At 66.8% G+C, this 19,807-nt stretch carries 18 protein-coding genes; 16 read left to right on the top strand and 2 right to left on the bottom strand.

What is annotated here, in order from left to right:
- Position 1 precedes the first annotated feature (1 nt).
- A complete protein-coding gene (locus ATSB10_RS04070) occupies positions 2 to 226 on the top strand; it encodes a SlyX family protein (protein ID WP_063670685.1) in 225 nt (74 codons plus the stop codon).
- A gap of 24 nt (positions 227 to 250) precedes the next feature.
- On the top strand, positions 251 to 799 hold the full coding sequence (locus tag ATSB10_RS04075; RefSeq protein WP_063670688.1) for a DUF2058 domain-containing protein: 549 nt from the start codon (positions 251 to 253) through the stop codon (positions 797 to 799).
- Positions 800 to 842: 43 nt separating this feature from the next.
- Here the strand turns inward: ATSB10_RS04075 and ATSB10_RS04080 are convergent, their stop codons facing one another.
- Positions 843 to 2,912, bottom strand: coding sequence for a 3-hydroxyacyl-CoA dehydrogenase NAD-binding domain-containing protein (locus ATSB10_RS04080; protein WP_063674326.1), 2,070 nt, complete (start codon positions 2,910 to 2,912; stop codon positions 843 to 845).
- Between the two features lie 161 nt (positions 2,913 to 3,073).
- Between ATSB10_RS04080 and ATSB10_RS04085 the strand changes: the two genes are divergently transcribed.
- The 11 genes from ATSB10_RS04085 (at position 3,074) to recO (ending at position 14,949) form a co-directional block, all read left to right on the top strand.
- Complete coding sequence (locus ATSB10_RS04085; protein WP_063670690.1) at positions 3,074 to 3,568, top strand: hypothetical protein; 495 nt, start codon at positions 3,074 to 3,076, stop codon at positions 3,566 to 3,568.
- Between the two features lie 19 nt (positions 3,569 to 3,587).
- Positions 3,588 to 6,146, top strand: a complete 2,559-nt coding sequence (locus tag ATSB10_RS04090) for a putative bifunctional diguanylate cyclase/phosphodiesterase (RefSeq protein ID WP_063674327.1) — start codon at positions 3,588 to 3,590, stop codon at positions 6,144 to 6,146.
- Between the two features lie 129 nt (positions 6,147 to 6,275).
- Positions 6,276 to 6,869 carry an RNA polymerase sigma factor RpoE gene (rpoE, locus tag ATSB10_RS04095; RefSeq protein ID WP_063670692.1) on the top strand — a complete coding sequence of 198 codons (594 nt, stop codon included), beginning with the start codon at positions 6,276 to 6,278 and terminating at the stop codon, positions 6,867 to 6,869.
- Positions 6,866 to 7,516, top strand: coding sequence for a sigma-E factor negative regulatory protein (locus ATSB10_RS04100; RefSeq protein ID WP_063670694.1), 651 nt, complete (start codon positions 6,866 to 6,868; stop codon positions 7,514 to 7,516). Before rpoE ends, ATSB10_RS04100 begins: the two co-directional genes overlap by 4 nt.
- Before the next feature lie 115 nt (positions 7,517 to 7,631).
- Entirely contained in the window at positions 7,632 to 9,092 is a 1,461-nt protein-coding gene (locus ATSB10_RS04105; protein ID WP_063670696.1) for a DegQ family serine endoprotease, read from the top strand.
- Between the two features lie 142 nt (positions 9,093 to 9,234).
- Positions 9,235 to 11,025, top strand: a complete 1,791-nt coding sequence (gene lepA, locus ATSB10_RS04110) for a translation elongation factor 4 (RefSeq protein ID WP_063670698.1) — start codon at positions 9,235 to 9,237, stop codon at positions 11,023 to 11,025.
- Positions 11,026 to 11,096: 71 nt separating this feature from the next.
- On the top strand, positions 11,097 to 12,044 hold the full coding sequence (gene lepB / locus ATSB10_RS04115; protein WP_017461133.1) for a signal peptidase I: 948 nt from the start codon (positions 11,097 to 11,099) through the stop codon (positions 12,042 to 12,044).
- Between the two features lie 136 nt (positions 12,045 to 12,180).
- The gene (locus tag ATSB10_RS04120) at positions 12,181 to 12,558 is read left to right on the top strand and encodes a DUF4845 domain-containing protein (RefSeq protein WP_063670700.1); all 378 of its coding nucleotides are present in this window, start codon (positions 12,181 to 12,183) and stop codon (positions 12,556 to 12,558) included.
- Between the two features lie 3 nt (positions 12,559 to 12,561).
- Positions 12,562 to 13,218: a ribonuclease III gene (gene rnc, locus ATSB10_RS04125; RefSeq protein WP_063670701.1), complete on the top strand. Its 657-nt coding sequence runs from the start codon at positions 12,562 to 12,564 to the stop codon at positions 13,216 to 13,218.
- Between the two features lie 65 nt (positions 13,219 to 13,283).
- Positions 13,284 to 14,231 carry a GTPase Era gene (era, locus tag ATSB10_RS04130; protein ID WP_063670702.1) on the top strand — a complete coding sequence of 316 codons (948 nt, stop codon included), beginning with the start codon at positions 13,284 to 13,286 and terminating at the stop codon, positions 14,229 to 14,231.
- A gap of 7 nt (positions 14,232 to 14,238) precedes the next feature.
- Positions 14,239 to 14,949, top strand: coding sequence for a DNA repair protein RecO (recO, locus tag ATSB10_RS04135; protein WP_063670705.1), 711 nt, complete (start codon positions 14,239 to 14,241; stop codon positions 14,947 to 14,949).
- A 6-nt stretch (positions 14,950 to 14,955) separates the two neighbouring features.
- Here the strand turns inward: recO and ATSB10_RS04140 are convergent, their stop codons facing one another.
- A complete protein-coding gene (locus tag ATSB10_RS04140; protein ID WP_063670707.1) occupies positions 14,956 to 15,714 on the bottom strand; it encodes a response regulator in 759 nt (252 codons plus the stop codon).
- A 78-nt stretch (positions 15,715 to 15,792) separates the two neighbouring features.
- Between ATSB10_RS04140 and ATSB10_RS04145 the strand changes: the two genes are divergently transcribed.
- The 3 genes from ATSB10_RS04145 (at position 15,793) to rlmD (ending at position 19,803) form a co-directional block, all read left to right on the top strand.
- The gene (locus ATSB10_RS04145; protein ID WP_083966066.1) at positions 15,793 to 17,781 is read left to right on the top strand and encodes an AsmA family protein; all 1,989 of its coding nucleotides are present in this window, start codon (positions 15,793 to 15,795) and stop codon (positions 17,779 to 17,781) included.
- A gap of 27 nt (positions 17,782 to 17,808) precedes the next feature.
- Positions 17,809 to 18,411, top strand: a complete 603-nt coding sequence (locus ATSB10_RS04150) for a YdbL family probable chaperone protein (RefSeq protein WP_063670711.1) — start codon at positions 17,809 to 17,811, stop codon at positions 18,409 to 18,411.
- A gap of 81 nt (positions 18,412 to 18,492) precedes the next feature.
- Positions 18,493 to 19,803: a 23S rRNA (uracil(1939)-C(5))-methyltransferase RlmD gene (gene rlmD, locus ATSB10_RS04155; protein WP_063670713.1), complete on the top strand. Its 1,311-nt coding sequence runs from the start codon at positions 18,493 to 18,495 to the stop codon at positions 19,801 to 19,803.
- The last annotated feature ends 4 nt before the right edge of the window (positions 19,804 to 19,807 follow it).

The following is a 19,807-nucleotide window of genomic DNA, read 5'->3' on the forward strand; positions in this document are numbered from 1 at the left end:
CATGGCCTCGGACCGTCCCGATCTCGAGCAGCGGCTGACCGAACTGGAGGTCAGGCTGACCTTCATCGACGACACGGTGCATGCGCTGGGGACCGCCGATGCCGAACAGGCGTTGCGGATTGCCGCACTCGAGCGCATCGTGCGCGACCTGCGGACCGAATTGGCTTCGGTGCGGGTCGGGGCTGGCAGTGACGCTCAAGACGAGCCGCCGCCGCCGCACTACTGAATCATCACGGAGACGAATCGAAGCATGGGCGACTCCTTGCGCGACCAGTTGCTGAAGAGTGGCATCGTCAAACAGGTCAGGGACGAGCGTCGAGCCGCGCCGCCCGGGGCCCGGCCCAAGCCGGCCAAAACCGGTAGGCGCGATGGTGGGCGTCGTGCCGACGGTAGCGAGATCGATCTCGCCAAGGCATACGCCATCCGGGCGCAAACCGAAGCCGCCGAGCGGCGCAAGGTGGAACAGGAGGCAGCCGAGCGGGCGCGCGTCAAGCGTGAGCGCCGTACCCAGGTCCAGAAGCTCCTCGAGGGGCAGGCGCTGAACAAGCCGGAGGCCGATCAGGCCCGTCACTTCGAGTACGGCGGCAAGATCCGTCGCGTCTACGTGGACGCCGGCCAGTTGCTGGCACTGAATGCGGGCGAGCTGGGGGTGATCCAGTTTGCCGGACGCTACATCCTGGTCAGCCGTGCCGTGGCCGATCAGGTGAAGATGGTTGACCCGGAAGCCTTGGCACTGGTCGTCGACCCGGATGCACCGGATTCGTCCAACGACGGCGTCCCAGACGACCTGGTCTGGTAACGCCGGGCACCGGCGGCAGCGCGTCGGTGCCCGTTCGAAGGGCTCAGCCCGCGTCGAGCCTGGGTGACTCGCGCAGCTCAGGCAGGTCCCAGCCGGCCTTGGGCGTGAAGCGGATGCCGTGGACCCTGGCCAGCTTTTCCAGTCGCCCCTTGAGCGCCTCGACCCCCTCGCTGCGTGCGTAGGCGATCGGGCCGCCGCGGAACGGCGCGAAACCCGTACCGAAGATGACGCCCGCATCGAGCAGATCCGCGTCGTCGACCACGTTCTCGGCGAGACAGGCGACCGCTTCGTTCACCATGGGCAGGATCATGCGATCCTGCAAATCGGCGGCCGGAGTGTAGTCCGGATCGACTTCGGGCTTCTTCGGTTTGCCGTCTTCCCAGAGGTAAAGGCCGGCCCCATCTTTCTTGCCGCGCTTCCCGGCTTCGAGGCGATCCTCGATCCCCGGAGGCAGCTCGAGACCAAGGAACGGGGCAAGCTCCTTGCCTACCGAGGCGCACACATCCAGACCGACCGTGTCGGCCAGCTCGATCGGGCCCATCGGCATGCCGAATTTCTTCGCCTCGCGGTCAAGTACCGGACCCGGCACGCCCTCGCTGTAAAGACGCAACGACTCGAGCAGGTAGGGCATGAGAATGCGGTTGACCAGGAAGCCTGGCGTACCTTTCACTGCGACCGGCAGCTTGCCAAGGGCCTTGCAGAAGGCCAGTGCGCGTTTCTCCACGGCGTCGTCGAGCCCCTTGTGTCGCACCACTTCGACCAGCGGCATCTGTGCCACCGGGTTGAAGAAATGCAGACCCAGGAAGCGCTGGGGGTGCGCCAGCGAGGTGCTCAGCTCGTCCAGGGGGATGCTCGAGGTGTTGCTTGCCAGGATTTCACTGGCCTGGAACTGCGGCTCGATCACCGCATAAAGTGCCCGTTTGGCCTCCGCGTTTTCGAAGATCGCTTCGATCGCCAGATCGGCTTCGGCTACGCCTTTGCCCTCGACATCTGCGCGCAGGCGGCGCGCGGCAGACTCGATCTTTTCCTGCGTCTTGAGCTTCTTCTCATACAGCTTGCGCGCCCGCTCCAGTGCAGGTTGCACGTATTTCATCTCGCGGTCCTGCAGGGTCACCTGGAAGCCCTTCAGCGCGCACCAGGCGGCGATGTCGCCGCCCATCACGCCCGCGCCCACCACGTGGACATGCGCGATGTCATGCTCGATGCCGGCCCCCTGATGCTTGAGGCGTTCCTGCAGAAAGAAGATGCGGATCAGGTTGTGCGCCGTTGGTGTATCGGCCAGCTTCGCCACCGAGCGCGCCTCGAGCTTCAGCCGTTGCTGGATCGAGCCGTTGCCACGACGCCAGATCTCGATGAGGGCGAACGGCGCCGGGTAGTGCTCGCGGCGCACCTTGGCGGCGGTCTGCTTGACCACCATCGGAGCCAACGCCTGGCGTACCGGCCACAGGTTGGTCGCCCAGGCCTTCACGCGTCGCGAAAGCGGACGCTGCTGCGGGCGTCGGAGCAGGGTGCGTGCCTCGGCCAGGAGTTCGTTCGCCGGTGCGATCCGGTCGACCACTCCGAGCGCCAGCGCGCGCCTGGCGGACAGCGGCTTGCCGGTGAGCATGACCGGCAGGGCGTCGGTGGCGCCAATCAGGCGGGGCAGTCTTGCCGAGCCGCCCCAGCCGGGATGGATCCCCAGCATCACCTCGGGCAGGCCGATCCGCGTCGAGTCGTCATCGGCGGCGATACGCTGGCGACACGCCAGCACCAGCTCCGTGCCGCCCCCCATGCAGGCTCCATGGATGGCGGCGACCGTCGGGCAGGGCAGGCGCGCAAGCTGCTCGAATACGCGCTGTCCGTGCTCGATGTTTTCCCGCACCGTGCCCTGTGCGGCGTAGTTCACGAATTCCCGGATGTCCGCGCCTACGGCGAACCCGGAGGCTTTTGCCGAGTGGATGATCACGCCGGCCGGCTTCTCGATGGCCAGGCGCTCGACGATCTGTTCCAGTTCGTCAAGCACCGCCCGCGAGATGGCGTTGGCGCTGCTGCCAGCCCTGTCCAGCGAAAGCGTGACGACGCCGTTGTCGTCCAAGCTGGTTTTCCAGTGGATGAATCGCAATCCTTCGAACATGGGCATGAGGTGCCGAGGGAGGGGAGCCAAACCATACCCTCCCGGACGGTCGATTGCGAGGTTGCCGCAGCCGTTCCGGGAAGCGCCGGCAGCGCGCCGTGCCAACCGCGTCACGTCAGCTATTGCCAATTGCCCGGCAGTGCGCAAACGTACCGCGCTGTATGCAGACCATGATGGCCTCCAGTCCGCCCAAGGCGGGTATCGAGCTCTTCGAGCGCATCCTCTCGGCACCGGGAGGACTGATAGCGCTCGAGGGTGGTGACATGGCGACCCTGTTGCAGGACTTCCGGGCGATTGCCCGGCATACCGGGCAGGCGGTCTACCTGTGGCAGCCGGACGTCGGCTTGGGCAGCCTGCGGGAGGCGCACTCGAAGGTGCCGGGGTGCCAGCGGCTCGGCAATGCGCTGCGCTACATGCAGCAGAGCATGCATTTCGGCGTGTACCTGATATCGGGCATCGAACTCCCCCTCTCCGCGATGGATGCGACCTTGCTGCGCCAGCTGGCACGGGCCCCCAGCGGGCACCTGAGGCGGGTGGTGCTGCTCGATCCGCCCGCGGCGCTGGTCGAGCACCTTGGCGAGGCGATCGTGCGGATCGGGGGCGAGGCCGACCAGCCTGTTCGCCCGCGGCTGCGCGACGGTCGTTGGGTGGTCTGATTTGGCCGCCGCGAACGACATGCTGGTGGTCGCATCGCACCGCGAGTTGCGGCGGCGGCTGTTCGACGTGCTCGATCGCGAGGACCACGATCGCATCCTGAGCGCTCGCGATGCCGCCCATGCGGCCATCCTGCTGGCTGGCCGCGGGCCTGTCTCGCTGGTCGTTCTGGCTTTCGAAGGGGATGGTCGTGCTTCCCGCGCCTGCTGCGAGCAGCTTCGCGCGATGGAAAGCTGCCGCGCCGCGCCGATGCTTGTGGTGTTCGCGCCGGACTGCAAGATCGGTCCGGCGCTGCTGCCCGAGTCGGTGGCCGACTGGTTGGACAGCACCAACATCGAACGTGACCTGGTGGCCCGTTGGCAAAGGGTCCTCATGCGCCAGCCGGCCGGCGGGTCATCCCCTGTCGGGCCGCTCCGCCCGGCGCCAGAGGAGACGCTCGCTTACCGCTTTGCTTTCGACGACGAGGATGGCGATGCCGAATGGGTGATCGTGGACCCGGCCGGTGATCGCGTGCTTGATCTCAATGCTGCCTTGCTCCGGCATTCGCAGCTTGCCGTGACCGATCTGCTCGGCAAGCCGCTCGCCCAGCTCCTGGGATTCGAGGGGGTCGAGCTCGAGCAGGTGCTCGGGGAGGCCGACCGCCACTGGTATCCGTGCCAGCGAAGGACTCCGCACGGTACCGATACGGGACAGGCGAATGCGCGGCGCGTGAGGCATCGCGGACGCGACGCCGTCGCCATCGCTTTTCGCAGCGATCGTGCCGAAACCCGCGGCGAGGCGGCGCTGGCACTCCTGTCGCGCATCGTTCAATCCGGCGGGGGAGTCGACCCCCACGCGTCCACCGCCCGGTTGCTGGTCGACGAGCTTTCTCTCGACTACCTGGCGCTGTGGTCGGCACGTCCCGAGGACAGCGCCACACCGATACGGTTGCTGCAGCACTGGGAAGGTGAAGACTTGCCTTGGCCGCCGCCGCAGGAGCAGGTCTCACTGCGGCGAGTGCTCGGGGGCAAGAGCATGTTCCACGTCGAGGATGGCCGCCGACTGGCCGAATATGATCCGCTGCTGCAGTCGCTCCAGCTGGAGGGATTTGCCGGGCTGCCACTTTTGGACGAGCGCCGCAGTGTCATCGGCGCGCTGCTGGTCGGTCGCCGCCGGGGGCTGGGTCGCGCCGAGATAGTCGAGCCCGTCCTGCACTGTGCGGCTGCGCGCTTCGCTCAGTCGATCGAACTGGTACGCACGCGCGAGCAGGGGCGGGCGGAGGGCCTGCTCGACGCGCTTACCGGCCTGCCCAATCGCTTGCTGTTCAACGATCGCCTGGAAACCATCCTGCGGGAGGCCCACCGTACGGGTGAGTGCTTTGCCGTGCTGTTCCTGGATCTGGACAACTTCAAGGGGATCAACGACACCCTTGGGCACGCCGCCGGCGATCAGGTCCTGCGCGTGGTGACCCAACGCCTGTGCAGTTCGATTCGCGCTTCCGACACGGTGGCGCGTTACGCGGGCGACGAATTCACGGTCGTGCTCCGGCACATCATCAAGAGCGACGATGTCCTGCGCGTGGCGGAGAAGATCGTGCAGGTGATGGAAGCCCCGCTGCACCTCGACGGTGGTGAGGAGTTGCAGGTCACCGCCTCGATCGGCGTGAGTTTCTTCCCGGATGACGCCTCCGATGCCGACACCTTGCTCAGGCATGCCGACGAGGCGATGTACGCGGCCAAGCATCTGGGACGAAACAATTTCCAGATCTACGAGATGAGCCAGGACCAGGCTCAGCAGCAGGACGTGGCCCTGATATCGCGGCTCCGCCACGCCGAGCGCAACGGCGAGCTGCGCGTGTTCTACCAGCCGCAGGTGGATGCGGGTACCGAGGACATCGTGGGCATGGAAGCGCTGGTGCGCTGGGAGCATCCCGAGCTGGGGGGGATCAGTCCCGGCGTTTTCATCCCGCTGGCGGAGGAATCGGGCCTGATCGTGTCGATCGGCGAATGGGTCCTGCGCACGGCCTGTGCTCAGGCGCACGCCTGGGAGCGGGCCTATGGTCTGCGCCTGCGGCTCGGGGTCAACCTGTCGGCGGTACAGCTGATGGAACGGAATCTTCTCGAAGTGGTCGCCGGGGTGCTGGGGGAGACCGGGCTCGACCCCGATCTGCTGGAGCTGGAGGTCACCGAGAGCATCTCGATCAAGGAAGTGCCGAATCTGGTCGAGAACCTCGAGGGCCTGCACGAACTCGGGTGCCGGATCGCCATCGACGACTTTGGTACCGGTGCGGCGTCGCTGGACTACCTGCGGCGATTGCCGGCCGACCGCATCAAGATCGATCAGAGCTTCGTGCGCAACATCGGCATCGATCCGGACGACGAGGCCATCGTTCGCGCCACCATAGAGATGGCTCATCGACTCAAGCGCGGGGTTGTCGCGGAGGGCGTGGAAATCGAGCAGCACTTCGAGTTCTTGCGGGCCAATCAGTGCGACGAGCTGCAGGGCTATCTGTTCTGCCGCCCCCTGCCGCAGTCCAGCTTCGAGCGGCTTTTGGCGGAACGCCAGCGTCTGGTGGAGTCGGGTGGGACGGTGGCGGCTTGAGCCGGGCCGGGTGCATCCCAACCTGAAGGGGCGGGGTGAACTTGCGGCGTCGCGACTTGTCTGACCGGCCTCCATCCTCCCGTCGAGAATCCGGTATTCGTGGCGACAGTAATCAAGGAGACGGCCCGGATGGGCGAAAACGAGCTGGACCGGGCGCTGGTCGAACGCGTCCAGAAAGGGGACAAGCGGGCGTTCGATCTGCTGGTGCGGAAGTACCAGCACAAGATCATCGGGCTGGTCTCCCGCTATGCGAACAATCACGCCGAGGCAGAGGACATCGCCCAGGACGCGTTTGTCCGCGCCTGGCGGGCGATCGGTTCGTTCCGTGGGGACAGTGCCTTCTACACGTGGATGTACAAGATCGCCGTCAACACCGCCAAGAATCACTTGGTCGCGCAGGGGCGGCGTCCGCCGGCCGATGACATCGACGCGGAAGATGCCGTCTTCGTACCGGGCTCCGACCGCATGCAGGAGACCGCGACGCCCGAGCGCGAAATGATGCGTCAGCAGGTGGAACAAACCGTGTTCGCCGCGGTCCAAGCCCTGCCCGAAGAGCTGCGGACCGCAATCACGCTACGAGAGGTGGATGGTCTGAGCTACGAAGAGATCGCCGAGGCAATGCAGTGTCCCATCGGCACTGTGCGTTCCCGCATTTTCCGTGCGCGGGAGGCTATCGATGACAAGTTGCGTCCGCTGTTGTCCGATCGCGAGGATCAGGCATGAATCATCAACCCGAACAACTTTCTGCCGGCATGGACGGCGAGCTGACTGGCGAGGAGCTTCGGTTCCTGCTTCGTGGGCTCGACCATGATCGGGCTCTGCTGGTGCGCTGGGAACGGTTCCAGCTGGCTTCGGCCAGCCTGCGCCGCGAGCTGCCGACGTTGGCCACGGCCTCGTTCACCGACCGGGTGATGCATGCGATCGAAGGCGATTCGGCCTCGGTCGCCATGCCTCGTGCGCGGCGCCATCACTGGCTCCGCCTGTCGGCGGGTGGCGCCATTGCAGCGGGTGTGGCGGTGGTCGCGCTGATGGCAGCCCGTCCGACCGGTCCGGTCGCCGGCAGTGCTCCTGGCCCGACTTCCATCGCCCAGTCGAACGCGCCAGGACAGACGACCAGTCCCGCGCCATCAGCATTGCCCGCGCCCGCGGCCGTACCGCGCTGGCTCAGCAACAGCAACCCGATGCGCATGACGCAAATGGCATCCTACCCGCAGGGCGATTCGATTTCCCCCTACGAGCAATCCATTTCTCCGTACCGTGTGAAGACCACGCTCCCGGCCGCCGATGGCAGCTATCTGTTGCTGGTCGATCCCGGTATGGCCCGTCAGCCGGCCCGGCGCCCCGTGCGCGAGGCCGCTACGGCCCAGTGACGAAGCGCCGCGTGGCTGAGCCGCGGCGCATATCCCTTTCCCGACCTCCGGTCCGATGCGTCTGCGACGCATCGTCGGCCGTCGTTTGCCTGATTTAGTCCCACAGGAGGAGATCATGAGTCGTCCCACCCTGCGCCTGCTTGCTTGCAGTGTCCTGATCGGTCTGGCCGCCGCCGGTGGCGTGCAGGCCCAGGTGGCCGCCCCTGCGGCGGCAGCTACGGCCGCGTTGCCTGATTTCACTGGAATCGTCCAGCAGAACGCCCCGGCGGTGGTTCACGTCGAGGCCAAGTACAACGGTCGCAGCCAGCCGCGAATTGCCGGCAACGGAGCCGGAGGCGACGATCAGGCGGAGATTCTGCGTCGCTTCTTCGGGATGCCCATGATGCCGTCGCCCGAAGATCAGAAGCACATCTCGCTGGGCTCCGGATTCATCATTTCCAGTGACGGCTACATCCTGACCAACAACCACGTGGTGGATCATGCCGATGAGGTCACGGTCCGCCTGCAGGATCGACGCACGCTGACGGCCAAGGTGGTGGGGACCGATCCGCAGTACGACATCGCTTTGCTCAAGGTAAACGTCCCGGGCAAGCTGCCGACGGTCCATATCGGCGAATCGCAGTCGCTCAAGCCGGGTCAGTGGGTGCTGGCGATCGGCTCGCCGTTCGGCTTCGACTACACCGTGACCCAGGGCATCGTCAGCGCGATCGGGCGCAACCTGGGCAGCGGCGACCAGCCATACACCTCGTTCATCCAGACCGACGTTCCGATCAACCGCGGCAACTCCGGCGGTCCGCTGTTCAACCTGCAGGGTCAGGTGGTCGGCATCAACTCGCAGATCTACTCCAACACCGGCGGCTACCAGGGCGTGGCGTTCTCGATCCCGATCGACGTGGCGATGAACGCGGTGGAACAGCTCAAGACCAAGGGTTTTGTCACGCGCGGCCAGCTCGGCGTGATGGTGCAGGGCATCAGCGACGACATGGTCAAGGTCTACAAGCTCGACCGCGGCGCGGGTGCCGCGGTGACCCAGGTGAGCCCCGACAGCGGGGCGGAAAAGGCGGGCATCGAGCCGGGCGACATCATCCTCAAGTACAACGGGCAGGAGATCGACCAGCCGGGTGACCTGCCGCCGCTGGTCGGCTTGACCAAGCCCGGCACCAAGGTGCCGCTGGAGATCCTGCGCGACGGCAAGCACAAGACGCTGGAGGTGACGGTCGGTTCGGCGCCGCGCGACCCGGATGCGGTGTCCTCGACCGGCAGCATCGCTGCGTCGGTGACCGGGGCGCGGGCGCTCGGCCTCACCGTCGGTCCGCTCGACGCGGACGACCGCAAGCAGATGGGCCTGCGTGCTGGCGAGGGCGTGCAGGTGACCGACATCAGCGGCGAGGCGGCCGCGCAGGCGGGCCTGCGGCCGGGCGACGTGATCCTGCGCGTCGACCAGACACCGATCGGCAGCGTGGCCGACTTCAAGTCCGCCACCAGGGAGGTCAAGGCGGGCAGCACGGTGCTGCTGCTGGTGCGCCGTGGCGACCAAAGCAGCTTCCTCGGCGTCACCGTGCCGAAGGACAAGTAGTCCACGGACACCCCGGGGTCCAAACCGGCCCCGGGGGCGGTGGGAAAGGGGCGTTCCATGCGATAATGCCGGGTTCGTGCCGCCAGCCCGGCGGCACGCCGCCACGGCCCTCCCGTCGCGGTGCAAGCTGACAGCGTAGCCCATGGAACTGATCCGCAACTTCTCCATCATCGCGCACATCGACCACGGCAAGTCCACGCTGGCCGATCGCATCATCCAGCTCTGCGGTGGCCTGTCCGAGCGCGAGATGGAAGCCCAGGTGCTCGACAACAACCCGATCGAGCGCGAGCGCGGCATCACCATCAAGGCGCAGTCGGTCTCGTTGCCCTACACGGCACGCGATGGCAAGACCTACCAACTGAACTTCATCGATACCCCGGGCCACGTGGACTTCAGCTACGAAGTCAGCCGCTCGCTTTCGGCCTGCGAGGGCGCGCTGCTGGTGGTGGATGCGGCCCAGGGCGTGGAAGCGCAGTCGGTGGCCAACTGCTACACCGCCATCGAGCAGGGGCTGGAGGTCATTCCCGTCCTCAACAAGATCGACCTGCCCACGGCCGACATCGAAAAGGCCAAGGGCGAGATCGAGGCGGTGATCGGGCTGGACGCGTCGGACGCGATCCCGGTCAGCGCCAAGACCGGCCAGAACGTCATCGAGGTACTGGAGGCGATCATCCACCGGATCCCGCCGCCGAGGCCGCGCGATACCGACAAGCTGCAGGCGCTGATCATCGACTCCTGGTTCGACAACTACCTGGGCGTGGTCTCGCTGGTGCGCGTGATGCAGGGCGAGATCAAGCCCGGCGACAAGCTGCTGGTGATGTCCACCGGACGCACGCACGAGGTGGGCGAGCTGGGCGTGTTCACGCCCAAGCGCAAGAAGCTGGCGAAGCTCGGCGCGGGCGAGGTGGGCTGGATCACCGCCTCGATCAAGGATGTGCACGGCGCCCCGGTCGGCGACACGCTGACCCTGGCCGGTAAGCCGGCCGAGAAGCCCCTGCCGGGCTTCCAGACCATGCAGCCGCGGGTGTTTGCCGGCCTGTTTCCGGTCTCCGCCGACGATTACCCGGCACTGCGCGAGGCGCTGGACAAGCTGCGCCTCAACGACGCGGCGCTGTTCTTCGAGCCGGAATCGTCCGAGGCGATGGGCTTCGGCTTCCGCTGTGGCTTCCTCGGCATGCTGCACATGGAGATCGTGCAGGAACGGCTGGAGCGCGAGTACGACCTGGACCTGATCACCACCGCGCCCACTGTGGTCTATGAAGTCCTCAAGACCGATGGCACCGTGATGTCGCTCGACAACCCGGCGAAGCTGCCGCCGGTGCCGCAGATCGACGAGATCCGCGAGCCGATCGTGGTCGCCAGCATCCTCACGCCGCAGGACTACATCGGCAACATCATCACGCTGTGCGAGGAGAAGCGCGGTGTGCAGCGTTCGATCCAGTACCTGGCCACCCAGGTGCAGATCACCTACGAGATCCCGCTGGCCGAGGTGGTGCTGGATTTCTTCGACCGGTTGAAGTCGGTCTCGCGCGGCTACGCCTCGATGGACTACCACTTCGACCGCTTCGAGGCCGGCCCCTTCGTGCGGACCGACGTGCTGATCAACGGCGACCGCGTCGACGCGCTCAGCCTGATCGTGCACCGGGTGCATGCCGAGCGGCGTGGCCGCGAGCTGGTCGAGCGGATGAAGGACCTGATTCCGCGGCAGCAGTTCGACGTGGCGATCCAGGCGGCGATCGGCGCGCAGATCATCGCGCGATCCACCGTCAAGGCGCTGCGCAAGAACGTGCTGGCCAAGTGCTACGGCGGCGACGTGAGCCGCAAGAAGAAGCTGCTGGAGAAGCAGAAGGAAGGCAAGAAGCGCATGAAACAGGTCGGCCGGGTGGAGATCCCGCAGGAGGCCTTCCTGGCGGTGCTGAAGGTCGACAAGTAGGGATCGGGGGTGGTGGCCCGCCGGCATGATCGCCGGATTGGGTCGAGCGTTTTCCGCTGACGGAGCGACACATGGATTTCGATTTTTCCGCCATCCTGCTCGGGCTGACCGTGCTGTTCGGCGTGGTGTGGGGGCTGGATCGCCTGCTGCTGTATCGACGTCGCAAGGCGCGGCTGGACGCGGCCGGCGCGGAGTACCGCGATCCGGTGCCGGTGGATTGGGCCCGTTCGCTGTTTCCGGTGGTCTTCGTGGTGCTGCTGTTGCGCTCGTTCGTCGCCGAGCCGTTCCGCATCCCGTCCGGCTCGATGATGCCCACACTGGATGTCGGCGATTTCATCCTGGTGAACAAGTTCGCCTACGGCCTGCGACTGCCGGCGTTCAACACCAAGTTCCTCGACCTCGGCGAGCCCAAGCGCGGCGACGTGGTCGTGTTCCGGTTTCCCGGCTACCTGTGCCGCGATGCCTCGGGCAAGCTGACCCGGGTCGGCGGTGACGAGAACGGTCCGCCGCGCCTGGGGCCCGGCGACCGCTGTCCGGCCGATGCGCTGCCCGTGCAGAGCCAGAACTGGATCAAGCGGGTGATCGGCCTGCCCGGCGACACGATCGAGGTGCGGGACAGCCAGATCGTGATCAACGGCAAGGCGGTACCGTCGGACGAGCTCGGTCCCTACGTGGGCAATCCGCAGCGCGCGGAAGACGCCGAGCTGCTCTATTACGGCGCCTCGATCTGGACCGAGCACCTGCCGGGGGCCGATGGCAAGACGGTCAACCATTTGGTGGCACGGATGCCGGCGCGCATGTCCACCAACGCCATTCCCAACGAGCTGGTGCCGTCGAAGGTGCCGCAGGGGTGCTATCTGGTGATGGGCGACGATCGAGAGAACAGTCTGGACAGCCGCTGGTGGGGTTGCCTGCCGGAGAAGAACCTTGCCGGCAAGGCCTTCCTGATCTGGTTCAGCTGGCGGGGCCTGCACACCGGCTTCGTCGACTGGAAGCGCATCGGCACGTTGATCCACTGATTCCGGGACGGACTGCGCGTGACGATCACCGCGCCCGGGTGCAGAATCTGCGGCGCGGTCGAGCGCGTGCCGATGGGGCGGCTGGACATCATCCACATCACCGAGGGTCGCCGCTTTGCGGCATAGCGAGGGGACTATGAAATCAAAGCAGTCGGGCATCACGATGATCGGGTTCCTGTTCATCCTGATCATTGCCGCCTTTTTCGGCTACATGGCGATGAAGCTGGTGCCGTCGTATATCGAGTTCATGGGCGTCAAGAAGGCGATGTCCCAGATCGCAACCGATGGTGGCGATCATTCGGTCGAGGCTGTTCGTCAGGACCTGCTGCGCAAGCTGGACTTTCAGTACGTCGACGATGCCACCGTCGGTCCGAACGACATCAATGTCACGCGCAACAACGGCGCCTACACGCTGACCGTCAGCTACGACAAGCAGATCCCCTTCATCGCCAATATCGACTTCCTGCTGCATTTCAACAACAGCGTGCAGCTTCCCGGCACCCTGGGCGAGTGATTCTTGGCGCTCGATTATCGTTTCCGCGATCCGTCGCTGGTCGACCTGGCGCTGACCCATCGCAGCGTCGGGAAGCCGAACAACGAGCGGCTTGAATTCCTCGGCGATGCCTTTCTTGGGGCGATCGTCGCCGAGATGCTCTACGAGGCGCATCCCAATGCCAGCGAGGGCGAGCTTTCCCGCCTTCGCGCGCAGCTCGTGAACGGCCAGGCACTGGCGGTGATCGCGCGGGAGCTCGAGCTGGGTGATCGGCTTCGGCTTGGTCCCGGCGAGTTGAAGAGCGGTGGCTTCCGTCGCGAGTCGATCCTTGCCGACGCATTCGAGGCGCTGATCGCGGCGGTGTACCTGGACGGCGGGTTCGATGCTTGCCGCGGGGTCGTGCAGCGCCTGTTCTCCGACCGTGTCGCAGCGTTGCCACGCTCGTCCAAGGATGCCAAGACCCGGCTGCAGGAGCATCTGCAGGCGCTTGGGTTGCCGCTGCCGCGTTACGAGCTGCTTGCCAGCCACGGCGACGACCATGCCAAGCAGTTCGACGTGCTCTGCCTGGTCAGCGAACCGCTGGTGGTGGAAGCCGCCGCTACCGCTTCGAGCCGCCGTGCTGCGGAGCAGGAGGCTGCCGAATCGGTGCTGTCCCGCCTGCTGGAAGCGTCGAAAGACTGACCTCCCGCTGGCGTCGAGGCCTCCGCGGCGCGATGCTGGCGCCATTCCCCGAAAGAACGAAGACCATGAACACCCCCATCGACCTGCCCGATTTCGACCAGGCTCCCCGCGAGCTCCCGCACGAGGACTACCGTTGCGGCCTGGTGGCCCTCGCCGGCCGCCCCAACGTGGGCAAGTCCACCTTGCTCAACGCGCTGATCGGCTTTCGCCTGTCCATTGTCAGTCCGCGTCCGCAGACCACGCGCCATCGCATCCTCGGCATCAACACCACCGAAGCGGGGCAGATCCTCTACGTCGATACGCCAGGCCTGCACCGGGGCGCCAAGCGGGCGATGAATCGCAGCCTCAACCGTGCCGCGCGCTCGGCCATCAGCGACGTCGACGTCGCGGTGCAGGTGATCGAGGCGGCGCGGTGGACCGACGAGGACGAGGCGGTCTACGCCGCGCTCGTCGAGCAGGCGGTGCCGCGCCTGCTGGTGATCAACAAGGTCGACCTCAGCAAGGACAAGGGCGTGCTGCTGCCGTTCGTGGCCAAACTCGCCGAAACGCATGCTTTCGACGAGATCCACTATGTCAGTGCACTCAAGCGCAAGGGGCTGCCCGAGCTCGAGCGCGCATTGCTCGCGCGCCTGCCGGTACAGCCGCCGGTCTACGGCGAGGACGAGGTCACCGACCGCAGCGAACGCTTCCTGGCCGCCGAGATGGTGCGTGAGCAGCTGATGCTGCGGCTGGACCAGGAGCTTCCCTATGCCACCACGGTGGAGATCGAGCGATTCGAGGATCGACCCGATGGCGTGGCGGAGATCCATGCGGTCATCTGGGTCGAGCGCGAGGGCCAGAAGGCGATCGTGATCGGGCAGGGCGGCGCCCAGCTCAAGGCGATCGGCAGTGCCGCGCGCCGGCACATGGAGAAGATGTTCGAGCGCAAGGTATTCCTCAAGCTGTGGGTCAAGGTCCGCGAGGGCTGGGTGGACGACGAGGGTATGCTCAAGCGCCTCGGCTACACCGACTGAGGCGATCGTGCGGATCGACCAGCAGCCGGCTTTTGTGCTGCATGCCCGGCCTTACCGGGAGACTTCGCTACTGCTCGAATGCCTGACCCGCGACCATGGCCGGATCGGCGTGATCGCACGTGGCGTGCGCAGCGAGCGCGGCCGCGCGCTGCGGGCCTCGCTGGAGCCGTTCCAGCTGCTGGCGATGGACCTGCTGCTGCGCGGCGAACTCGCCACGCTGCGGTCGGCCGAGCCGGTAGGCACGGCGCGGCGGCTGGCGGCCGATACCGGGATCGCCGGCCTCTATCTCAATGAGCTGCTGGTTCGCTTGACCGGTCGCCAGGACCCGCACGCGGGCGTTTTCGATACCTACGCCCTGGCGCTGTCGCGGTTGGCCGCTGGCGAGCCAGCGGCGTGGACCTTGCGCCGTTTCGAACGCGATCTGTTGGCCGCGCTCGGTTATGCACTGGTGCTCGGGCATGAGGCGGAGACCGGTCTGCCGCTGGAGCCGGAGCTGTCCTATCGATATCGCGTCGAACATGGCCCCCAGCGTTGCCCGCCGACGGCCGGCGGTGCCTTGCTCGGTGCCTGGCTGGCGGCGCTGGCCGGGGACGTGCCGCCCGATGCGGCCGGGCAGCAGGCCCTGCGCGGCATGATGCGCGAGGTCATACGGTTTCACCTCGGAGGAGGCGAACTGCGCTCCTGGCATGTCCTGGCCGGAAGCGCGCCCACTCGCTGAGGCCGCTCAGGCCAGTGCGGGCAAATGGCAGTCCAGCGCCTGCAGAGTCTGGATCAAGGCGAGGCGGAACCGGGCCATGTCTCTCTCGACCATCGTCGGCCGTTCGGTCATCGATTGCTGCAGCGCCACCACGTGGGCGGACAGTGCCGCCGTCCCGCAAAACCCGCATGACGAGCGCAGGCGGTGCAGCCTGTCGCGCAGTGCCTCCGGATCCACGCGCAACCGATCGAACTCGTTGCACAAGGCCAGCAGTTCCTGCTGAAGCAGTTGGCGCAATGCCGCCATGGTGGCCGAGTCGCCGCTGGCCAGAAGCGCCGCAGCATCATCGAGAACGGGCAACTGGCGCATATAGGCGGGAGTGAGCCCCATGATCCGCCTCAGGTCGTCAATGACGCAGGGCTTGACCAGGATCTCGCCGAAGCCCTCAGCCAGCAGCTCGGCGCGAAGCGGTGGTGCCAGTTCCGCGGTGGTCGCGATGGCGACGGCATCACGGGAGGCCGCGGCGCCGTCCGCCCGCAGGGCGGCCAGCACCTCGCGAGCGCCCGAGTTTGGCATCCGGCAATCCAGCAGCAGCAGGTCGAACGGCTGGGACGACGCGGCTTGCAGCGCCTGCGGCCCGTCGCTGCATCCGGTCACGCGGGCGCCAAGTGCCTCGAGCGCGTCATGCAGGAAACGGAGGCTGGCCTCGTCGTCGTCGGCGACTAGTACGCTCGGCGGCACCCGGTCCGGGAGGGGGGCTGCGGCGGCTGGGGCAGGGTGCGTCATGACCGGGTCCTTGTCGTTCAGCAGAGTTTGGCAGAATGGCGGGACATGGAATTCCTATCAAGCCGCATTTACAGAGTCATGCTGCTGGTGCTGCTCGGCGTGCTGGCCGGACCGGTCCGCGCCGGAGCGGTGTTTTCAGCGACGACCCTGCAATTGCCCGGCGCGACGCTCCAGCAGGTGCACGGAGAGATCGTGCCGGCCGCCGGCGGCGGGCTGCGGGTCCGCATCGATGCCGACCGGCTCGATCTGCCCGCGATGGGCTGGCGTCGCGTACCCCTGCATCTCGATGGCGTGCTGCAGCGCGATCCCGAGCATCGCTGGTTGCTGGCCGGCGCCCTGCAACTCAAGAGCGCGCCCGGCAGCGCGATGAGCGATGCCACGGTGGACCTGCAGGTCGACGTGGCGGCCAATACCCTGCTGCTCGACGTACGACAGGGTGTGGCGCAGGCCACGGTAGCCGTGCCGCTGGACCAGCCGACCCACGCACAGATCCAGTTGAAGAAGCTGCCGTTCGGCTGGCTGCAGGGGCTGCTGGGCACGGTCTGGGCAGGAAAGGCCACCGGCGGGCGGATCGACGCGCTGATGGCGCTGGACCTGCGTGACCCTGGGCTGCAGGCGTCCGGCCAGTTCAGCGTTTCGTCGCTCGGTGTGGACTCGACCAGCGGCAAGCTGGCGGCCCAGGGGCTGGGGGGCAGCGGTCGTTTCTCGCTGGATACCACGCAGGGGCCGGCAAAGATCAATCTGGAGAGCACGCTGCGTGGGGGCGAGCTCCTGCTCGGTCCGGTCTACGCCAACCTCCCGGCACACGCGGTGCAGCTGTCGATGGATGCCGTGGCCGATGCGGGAAGGCTGGCGATCGATCGTCTGCGCGTGGGAGACCCCGATGCACTGGCGCTCAATGGCGCCATGGCGTTCGACGCGAAAGGGGACCTCCAATCGCTCAATCTGTCCCGCCTCGAGCTGGGGTTCCCTGCCGCCTACGACCGCTACGGCAAGGCATGGCTGGCGGCGATGGGGCTGCACGACATGACCATTCGTGGCGATCTGGACGCCACGCTGGATCTGCGTCAGGACGGTCTCCACGCATTCAAGTTCGACACCGATGGCCTGGACCTCGCCGACGGCGACGGCCGGTTTGCGGTGCAGAGGCTGAAAGGCGGGTTCGACTGGATCCGCAGCGGCAGCCGCCCGCCCACCGACCTCGACTGGCAGTCGCTCAGCGTCTACAAGCTGGTCAACGGCCCCGTGCGGTCGAGGTGGCAGAGCGACGACGGCACGCTCAACCTGCAGAAGCCGGTGAGTATGGGGCTGCTGGGCGGCCAGGTGCGGCTGAGTCAACTGGCCTGGGCGCCGGCGGCGGCGCAAGGGCAACAACTGAACGCATCGCTCGCTGTCACCGGCGTAGACATGGCTGCCTTCAGCCGGACGATGGGGTGGCCTGCCTTCCCCGGAACGCTCGGTGGCGCAATCACCGGTCTTTCCGTCAGCGACGACCGGATTGCCTTGAATGGTGGTCTGTCGGTCAGTGTCTTCGGTGGGTTCGTGGACGTGACCGGGCTGTCGCTGCAGCAGCCATTCGGCGACAACCCGGTACTGGCTGGCGACATCGCGCTGCGTCAGCTCGACCTGGGCGCGATCACCAGTGTGTTCGATTTCGGCAGCATCACCGGCCCCCTCGATGGCCACGTCAACGGGTTGCGGCTGGTGAACTGGCAGCCGGTGGCATTCGACGCCCAACTGCTCGCCGACCAGGGCGGGCGGATCAGCCAGCGTGCGGTGAACAACCTGACCTCGGTCGGCGGCGGTGGCATCGCGGCCGGGCTGCAGGGGGCCGTGCTCAAGCTATTCAAGACCTTCGGCTACAAACGGATCGGGCTCAATTGCCGGTTGCAGGGCTCGCTCTGCCACATGAGCGGACTGGAGCCGAACTCGGGCGGCTACACTATCGTCGAGGGCAGCGGTTTGCCGCATCTGGAAGTCATCGGCCACGAGTCGGACGTCGATTGGCCCACCCTGGTCCGTCGCCTCAAGGCGGCCGTTGCCGGTGGCGGTCCGGAAGTTCGCTGACCCCTTTCCCCATCCACGGAGCTGATCATGCGCAAGATATTCATTGGATTGCTGGCCACGATGATGGTCGCCTTGGTGGGGTGCGTCACGATCAACGTGTATTTCCCCGAGGCCGCCGCGCAGAAGGCGGCCGACCAGTTCATCGGCACCGTGCTGGACAGGGCCGCCCCGGCACCTGCACCGGCCTCGTCCACACCACCCCCGGTCAAGCCGGCGGCACGTCCTTCGGCCATGCTGCTGGACCTGCTGGTGCCCGCAGCCTATGCGGCCGACGTGCCGAACATCCGCATCGAGAACGCCACGACCGACGCGATCCGCAAGCGCATGCAGGCGCGCTTCAACAGCACCCTGGGCCCGCTGTTCGCCAGCGGCGCGGTGGGTTTCACCCATGACGGCATGGTCGCGGTGCGCGACGCCTCCAAGGTGCCGCTGAGCCAGCGTGCGCAGGTCAATGCCACCGTGGCGGAGGAGAACCGGGACCGCGCCGCGCTCTACCGCGAGGTGGCGAACGCCAACGGGCACCCCGAGTGGCAATCGAAGATCCAGGCCACCTTCGCCAAGGGCTGGATCGAGCGGGCGCCGGCCGGCTGGTATTATCAGGATGCTTCGGGCGCCTGGAAGCGCAAGTAAGCGCGCCGTCGGCGCCGCCAACATCCACCCGATCGACGCGCCCGGGTCCTCACGACCCGGGCGTGCTGTTTTTGGAGCGTCATGCAAGAGATCCAGGCCACCATCACCGCGCTGGGCCACGACGGCCGCGGCGTCGCCCGCATCGAGGGCAAGACCACTTTCGTCAGCGGTGCGCTGGTCGACGAACAGATCAACCTGCGCATCCGCAAGCGCCATCGTCATTTCGACGAGGCCGAGATGGTGGAGGTGCTCACGCCCTCGCCGTACCGCGTCGAGCCGAAGTGCCGCCATTTCGGTGCCTGCGGCGGCTGCTCGCTGCAGCACATGGACGCCGCGGCGCAGATCCATGCCAAGCAGCAGGTACTCGCCGACAACTTCGCGCGCATCGGCAAGGTCGAGCCGAAGCGCTGGCTGGAACCGCTCACGGACACCCCCTGGGGCTACCGCCGCAAGGGCCGGCTGTCGGTGCGCTATGTCGCGAAGAAGGAGCGCGTGCTGGTCGGCTTCCGTGAGGAGAGCAACCCGCGCTTCGTCGCCGACATCAGCCACTGCGAAGTGGTGCATCCGGCGCTGGGGCCGAAGATCGGCCTGCTGGCCGAGCTGATCGGTTCGCTGGAGGCCGCGCGCGACATCCCGCAGGTCGAGTTCGCCGCGGGCGACGACACCATGGCGCTGGTGTTCCGTCACATGAACCCGCTGAGCGAGCGCGACCGCACCGCCTTGGTGGCCTTCGGCCAGCAGCACGGTTTCGCCATCTACCTGCAGCCGGGCGGCGTCAGCAGCGTGCATCCGCTGTGGCCGGCCGATCACCGGCTTGCCTTCCGCATCGCGGCGGGCGAGGGCGTGGACGACGTCGAGCTGGAGTTCCGCCCGCTGGACTTCGTGCAGGTCAATGCCGGCATGAACGCGAAGATGATGGCGCGGGCGCTGGAACTGCTCGACCCGCAACCGACCGACCGCGTGCTGGATCTGTTCTGCGGCCTGGGCAACTTCACCCTGCCGATCGCCCGCCGGGTCGCCGAGGTGGTCGGCATCGAGGGCGAGCACGGCCTGGTCGAACGGGCCGCGGAAAACGCCCGGCGCAACGGGCTGGCCAACGCCAGCTTCCACGTGGCCAACCTGTTCGAGGACCAGCGCGGCACTGCGTGGGCTCGCCAGCCCTGGGACAAGCTGCTGCTCGATCCGCCGCGCGCCGGCGCCGACAAGGTGCTCGAGTACCTGCCGCACAAGGCGACGAAGCGTATCGTCTACGTGTCCTGCCATCCGGCTTCGCTGGCACGCGACGCCGGCATCCTGGTCGAAAAGCACGGCTTCCGGCTGTCCGCGGCCGGGGTGATGGACATGTTCCCGCACACGGCGCACGTGGAGTCCATCGCGCTGTTCGAGCGCTGAGGCC

Source organism: Dyella thiooxydans (genome assembly GCF_001641285.1).
Classification (GTDB): domain Bacteria; phylum Pseudomonadota; class Gammaproteobacteria; order Xanthomonadales; family Rhodanobacteraceae; genus Dyella_A; species Dyella_A thiooxydans.

Bases quoted from the DNA above. Each gene is read 5' to 3' on its own strand.
- ATSB10_RS04070 (WP_063670685.1), top strand. From the start codon at position 2: ATGGCCTCGGACCGTCCCGATCTCGAGCAGCGGCTGACCGAACTGGAG.
- ATSB10_RS04075 (WP_063670688.1), top strand. From the start codon at position 251: ATGGGCGACTCCTTGCGCGACCAGTTGCTGAAGAGTGGCATCGTCAAA.
- ATSB10_RS04080 (WP_063674326.1), bottom strand. From the start codon at position 2,912: ATGTTCGAAGGATTGCGATTCATCCACTGGAAAACCAGCTTGGACGAC.
- ATSB10_RS04085 (WP_063670690.1), top strand. From the start codon at position 3,074: ATGCAGACCATGATGGCCTCCAGTCCGCCCAAGGCGGGTATCGAGCTC.
- ATSB10_RS04090 (WP_063674327.1), top strand. From the start codon at position 3,588: ATGCTGGTGGTCGCATCGCACCGCGAGTTGCGGCGGCGGCTGTTCGAC.
- rpoE (WP_063670692.1), top strand. From the start codon at position 6,276: ATGGGCGAAAACGAGCTGGACCGGGCGCTGGTCGAACGCGTCCAGAAA.
- ATSB10_RS04100 (WP_063670694.1), top strand. From the start codon at position 6,866: ATGAATCATCAACCCGAACAACTTTCTGCCGGCATGGACGGCGAGCTG.
- ATSB10_RS04105 (WP_063670696.1), top strand. From the start codon at position 7,632: ATGAGTCGTCCCACCCTGCGCCTGCTTGCTTGCAGTGTCCTGATCGGT.
- lepA (WP_063670698.1), top strand. From the start codon at position 9,235: ATGGAACTGATCCGCAACTTCTCCATCATCGCGCACATCGACCACGGC.
- lepB (WP_017461133.1), top strand. From the start codon at position 11,097: ATGGATTTCGATTTTTCCGCCATCCTGCTCGGGCTGACCGTGCTGTTC.
- ATSB10_RS04120 (WP_063670700.1), top strand. From the start codon at position 12,181: ATGAAATCAAAGCAGTCGGGCATCACGATGATCGGGTTCCTGTTCATC.
- era (WP_063670702.1), top strand. From the start codon at position 13,284: ATGAACACCCCCATCGACCTGCCCGATTTCGACCAGGCTCCCCGCGAG.
- ATSB10_RS04140 (WP_063670707.1), bottom strand. From the start codon at position 15,714: ATGACGCACCCTGCCCCAGCCGCCGCAGCCCCCCTCCCGGACCGGGTG.
- ATSB10_RS04145 (WP_083966066.1), top strand. From the start codon at position 15,793: ATGCTGCTGGTGCTGCTCGGCGTGCTGGCCGGACCGGTCCGCGCCGGA.
- ATSB10_RS04150 (WP_063670711.1), top strand. From the start codon at position 17,809: ATGCGCAAGATATTCATTGGATTGCTGGCCACGATGATGGTCGCCTTG.
- rlmD (WP_063670713.1), top strand. From the start codon at position 18,493: ATGCAAGAGATCCAGGCCACCATCACCGCGCTGGGCCACGACGGCCGC.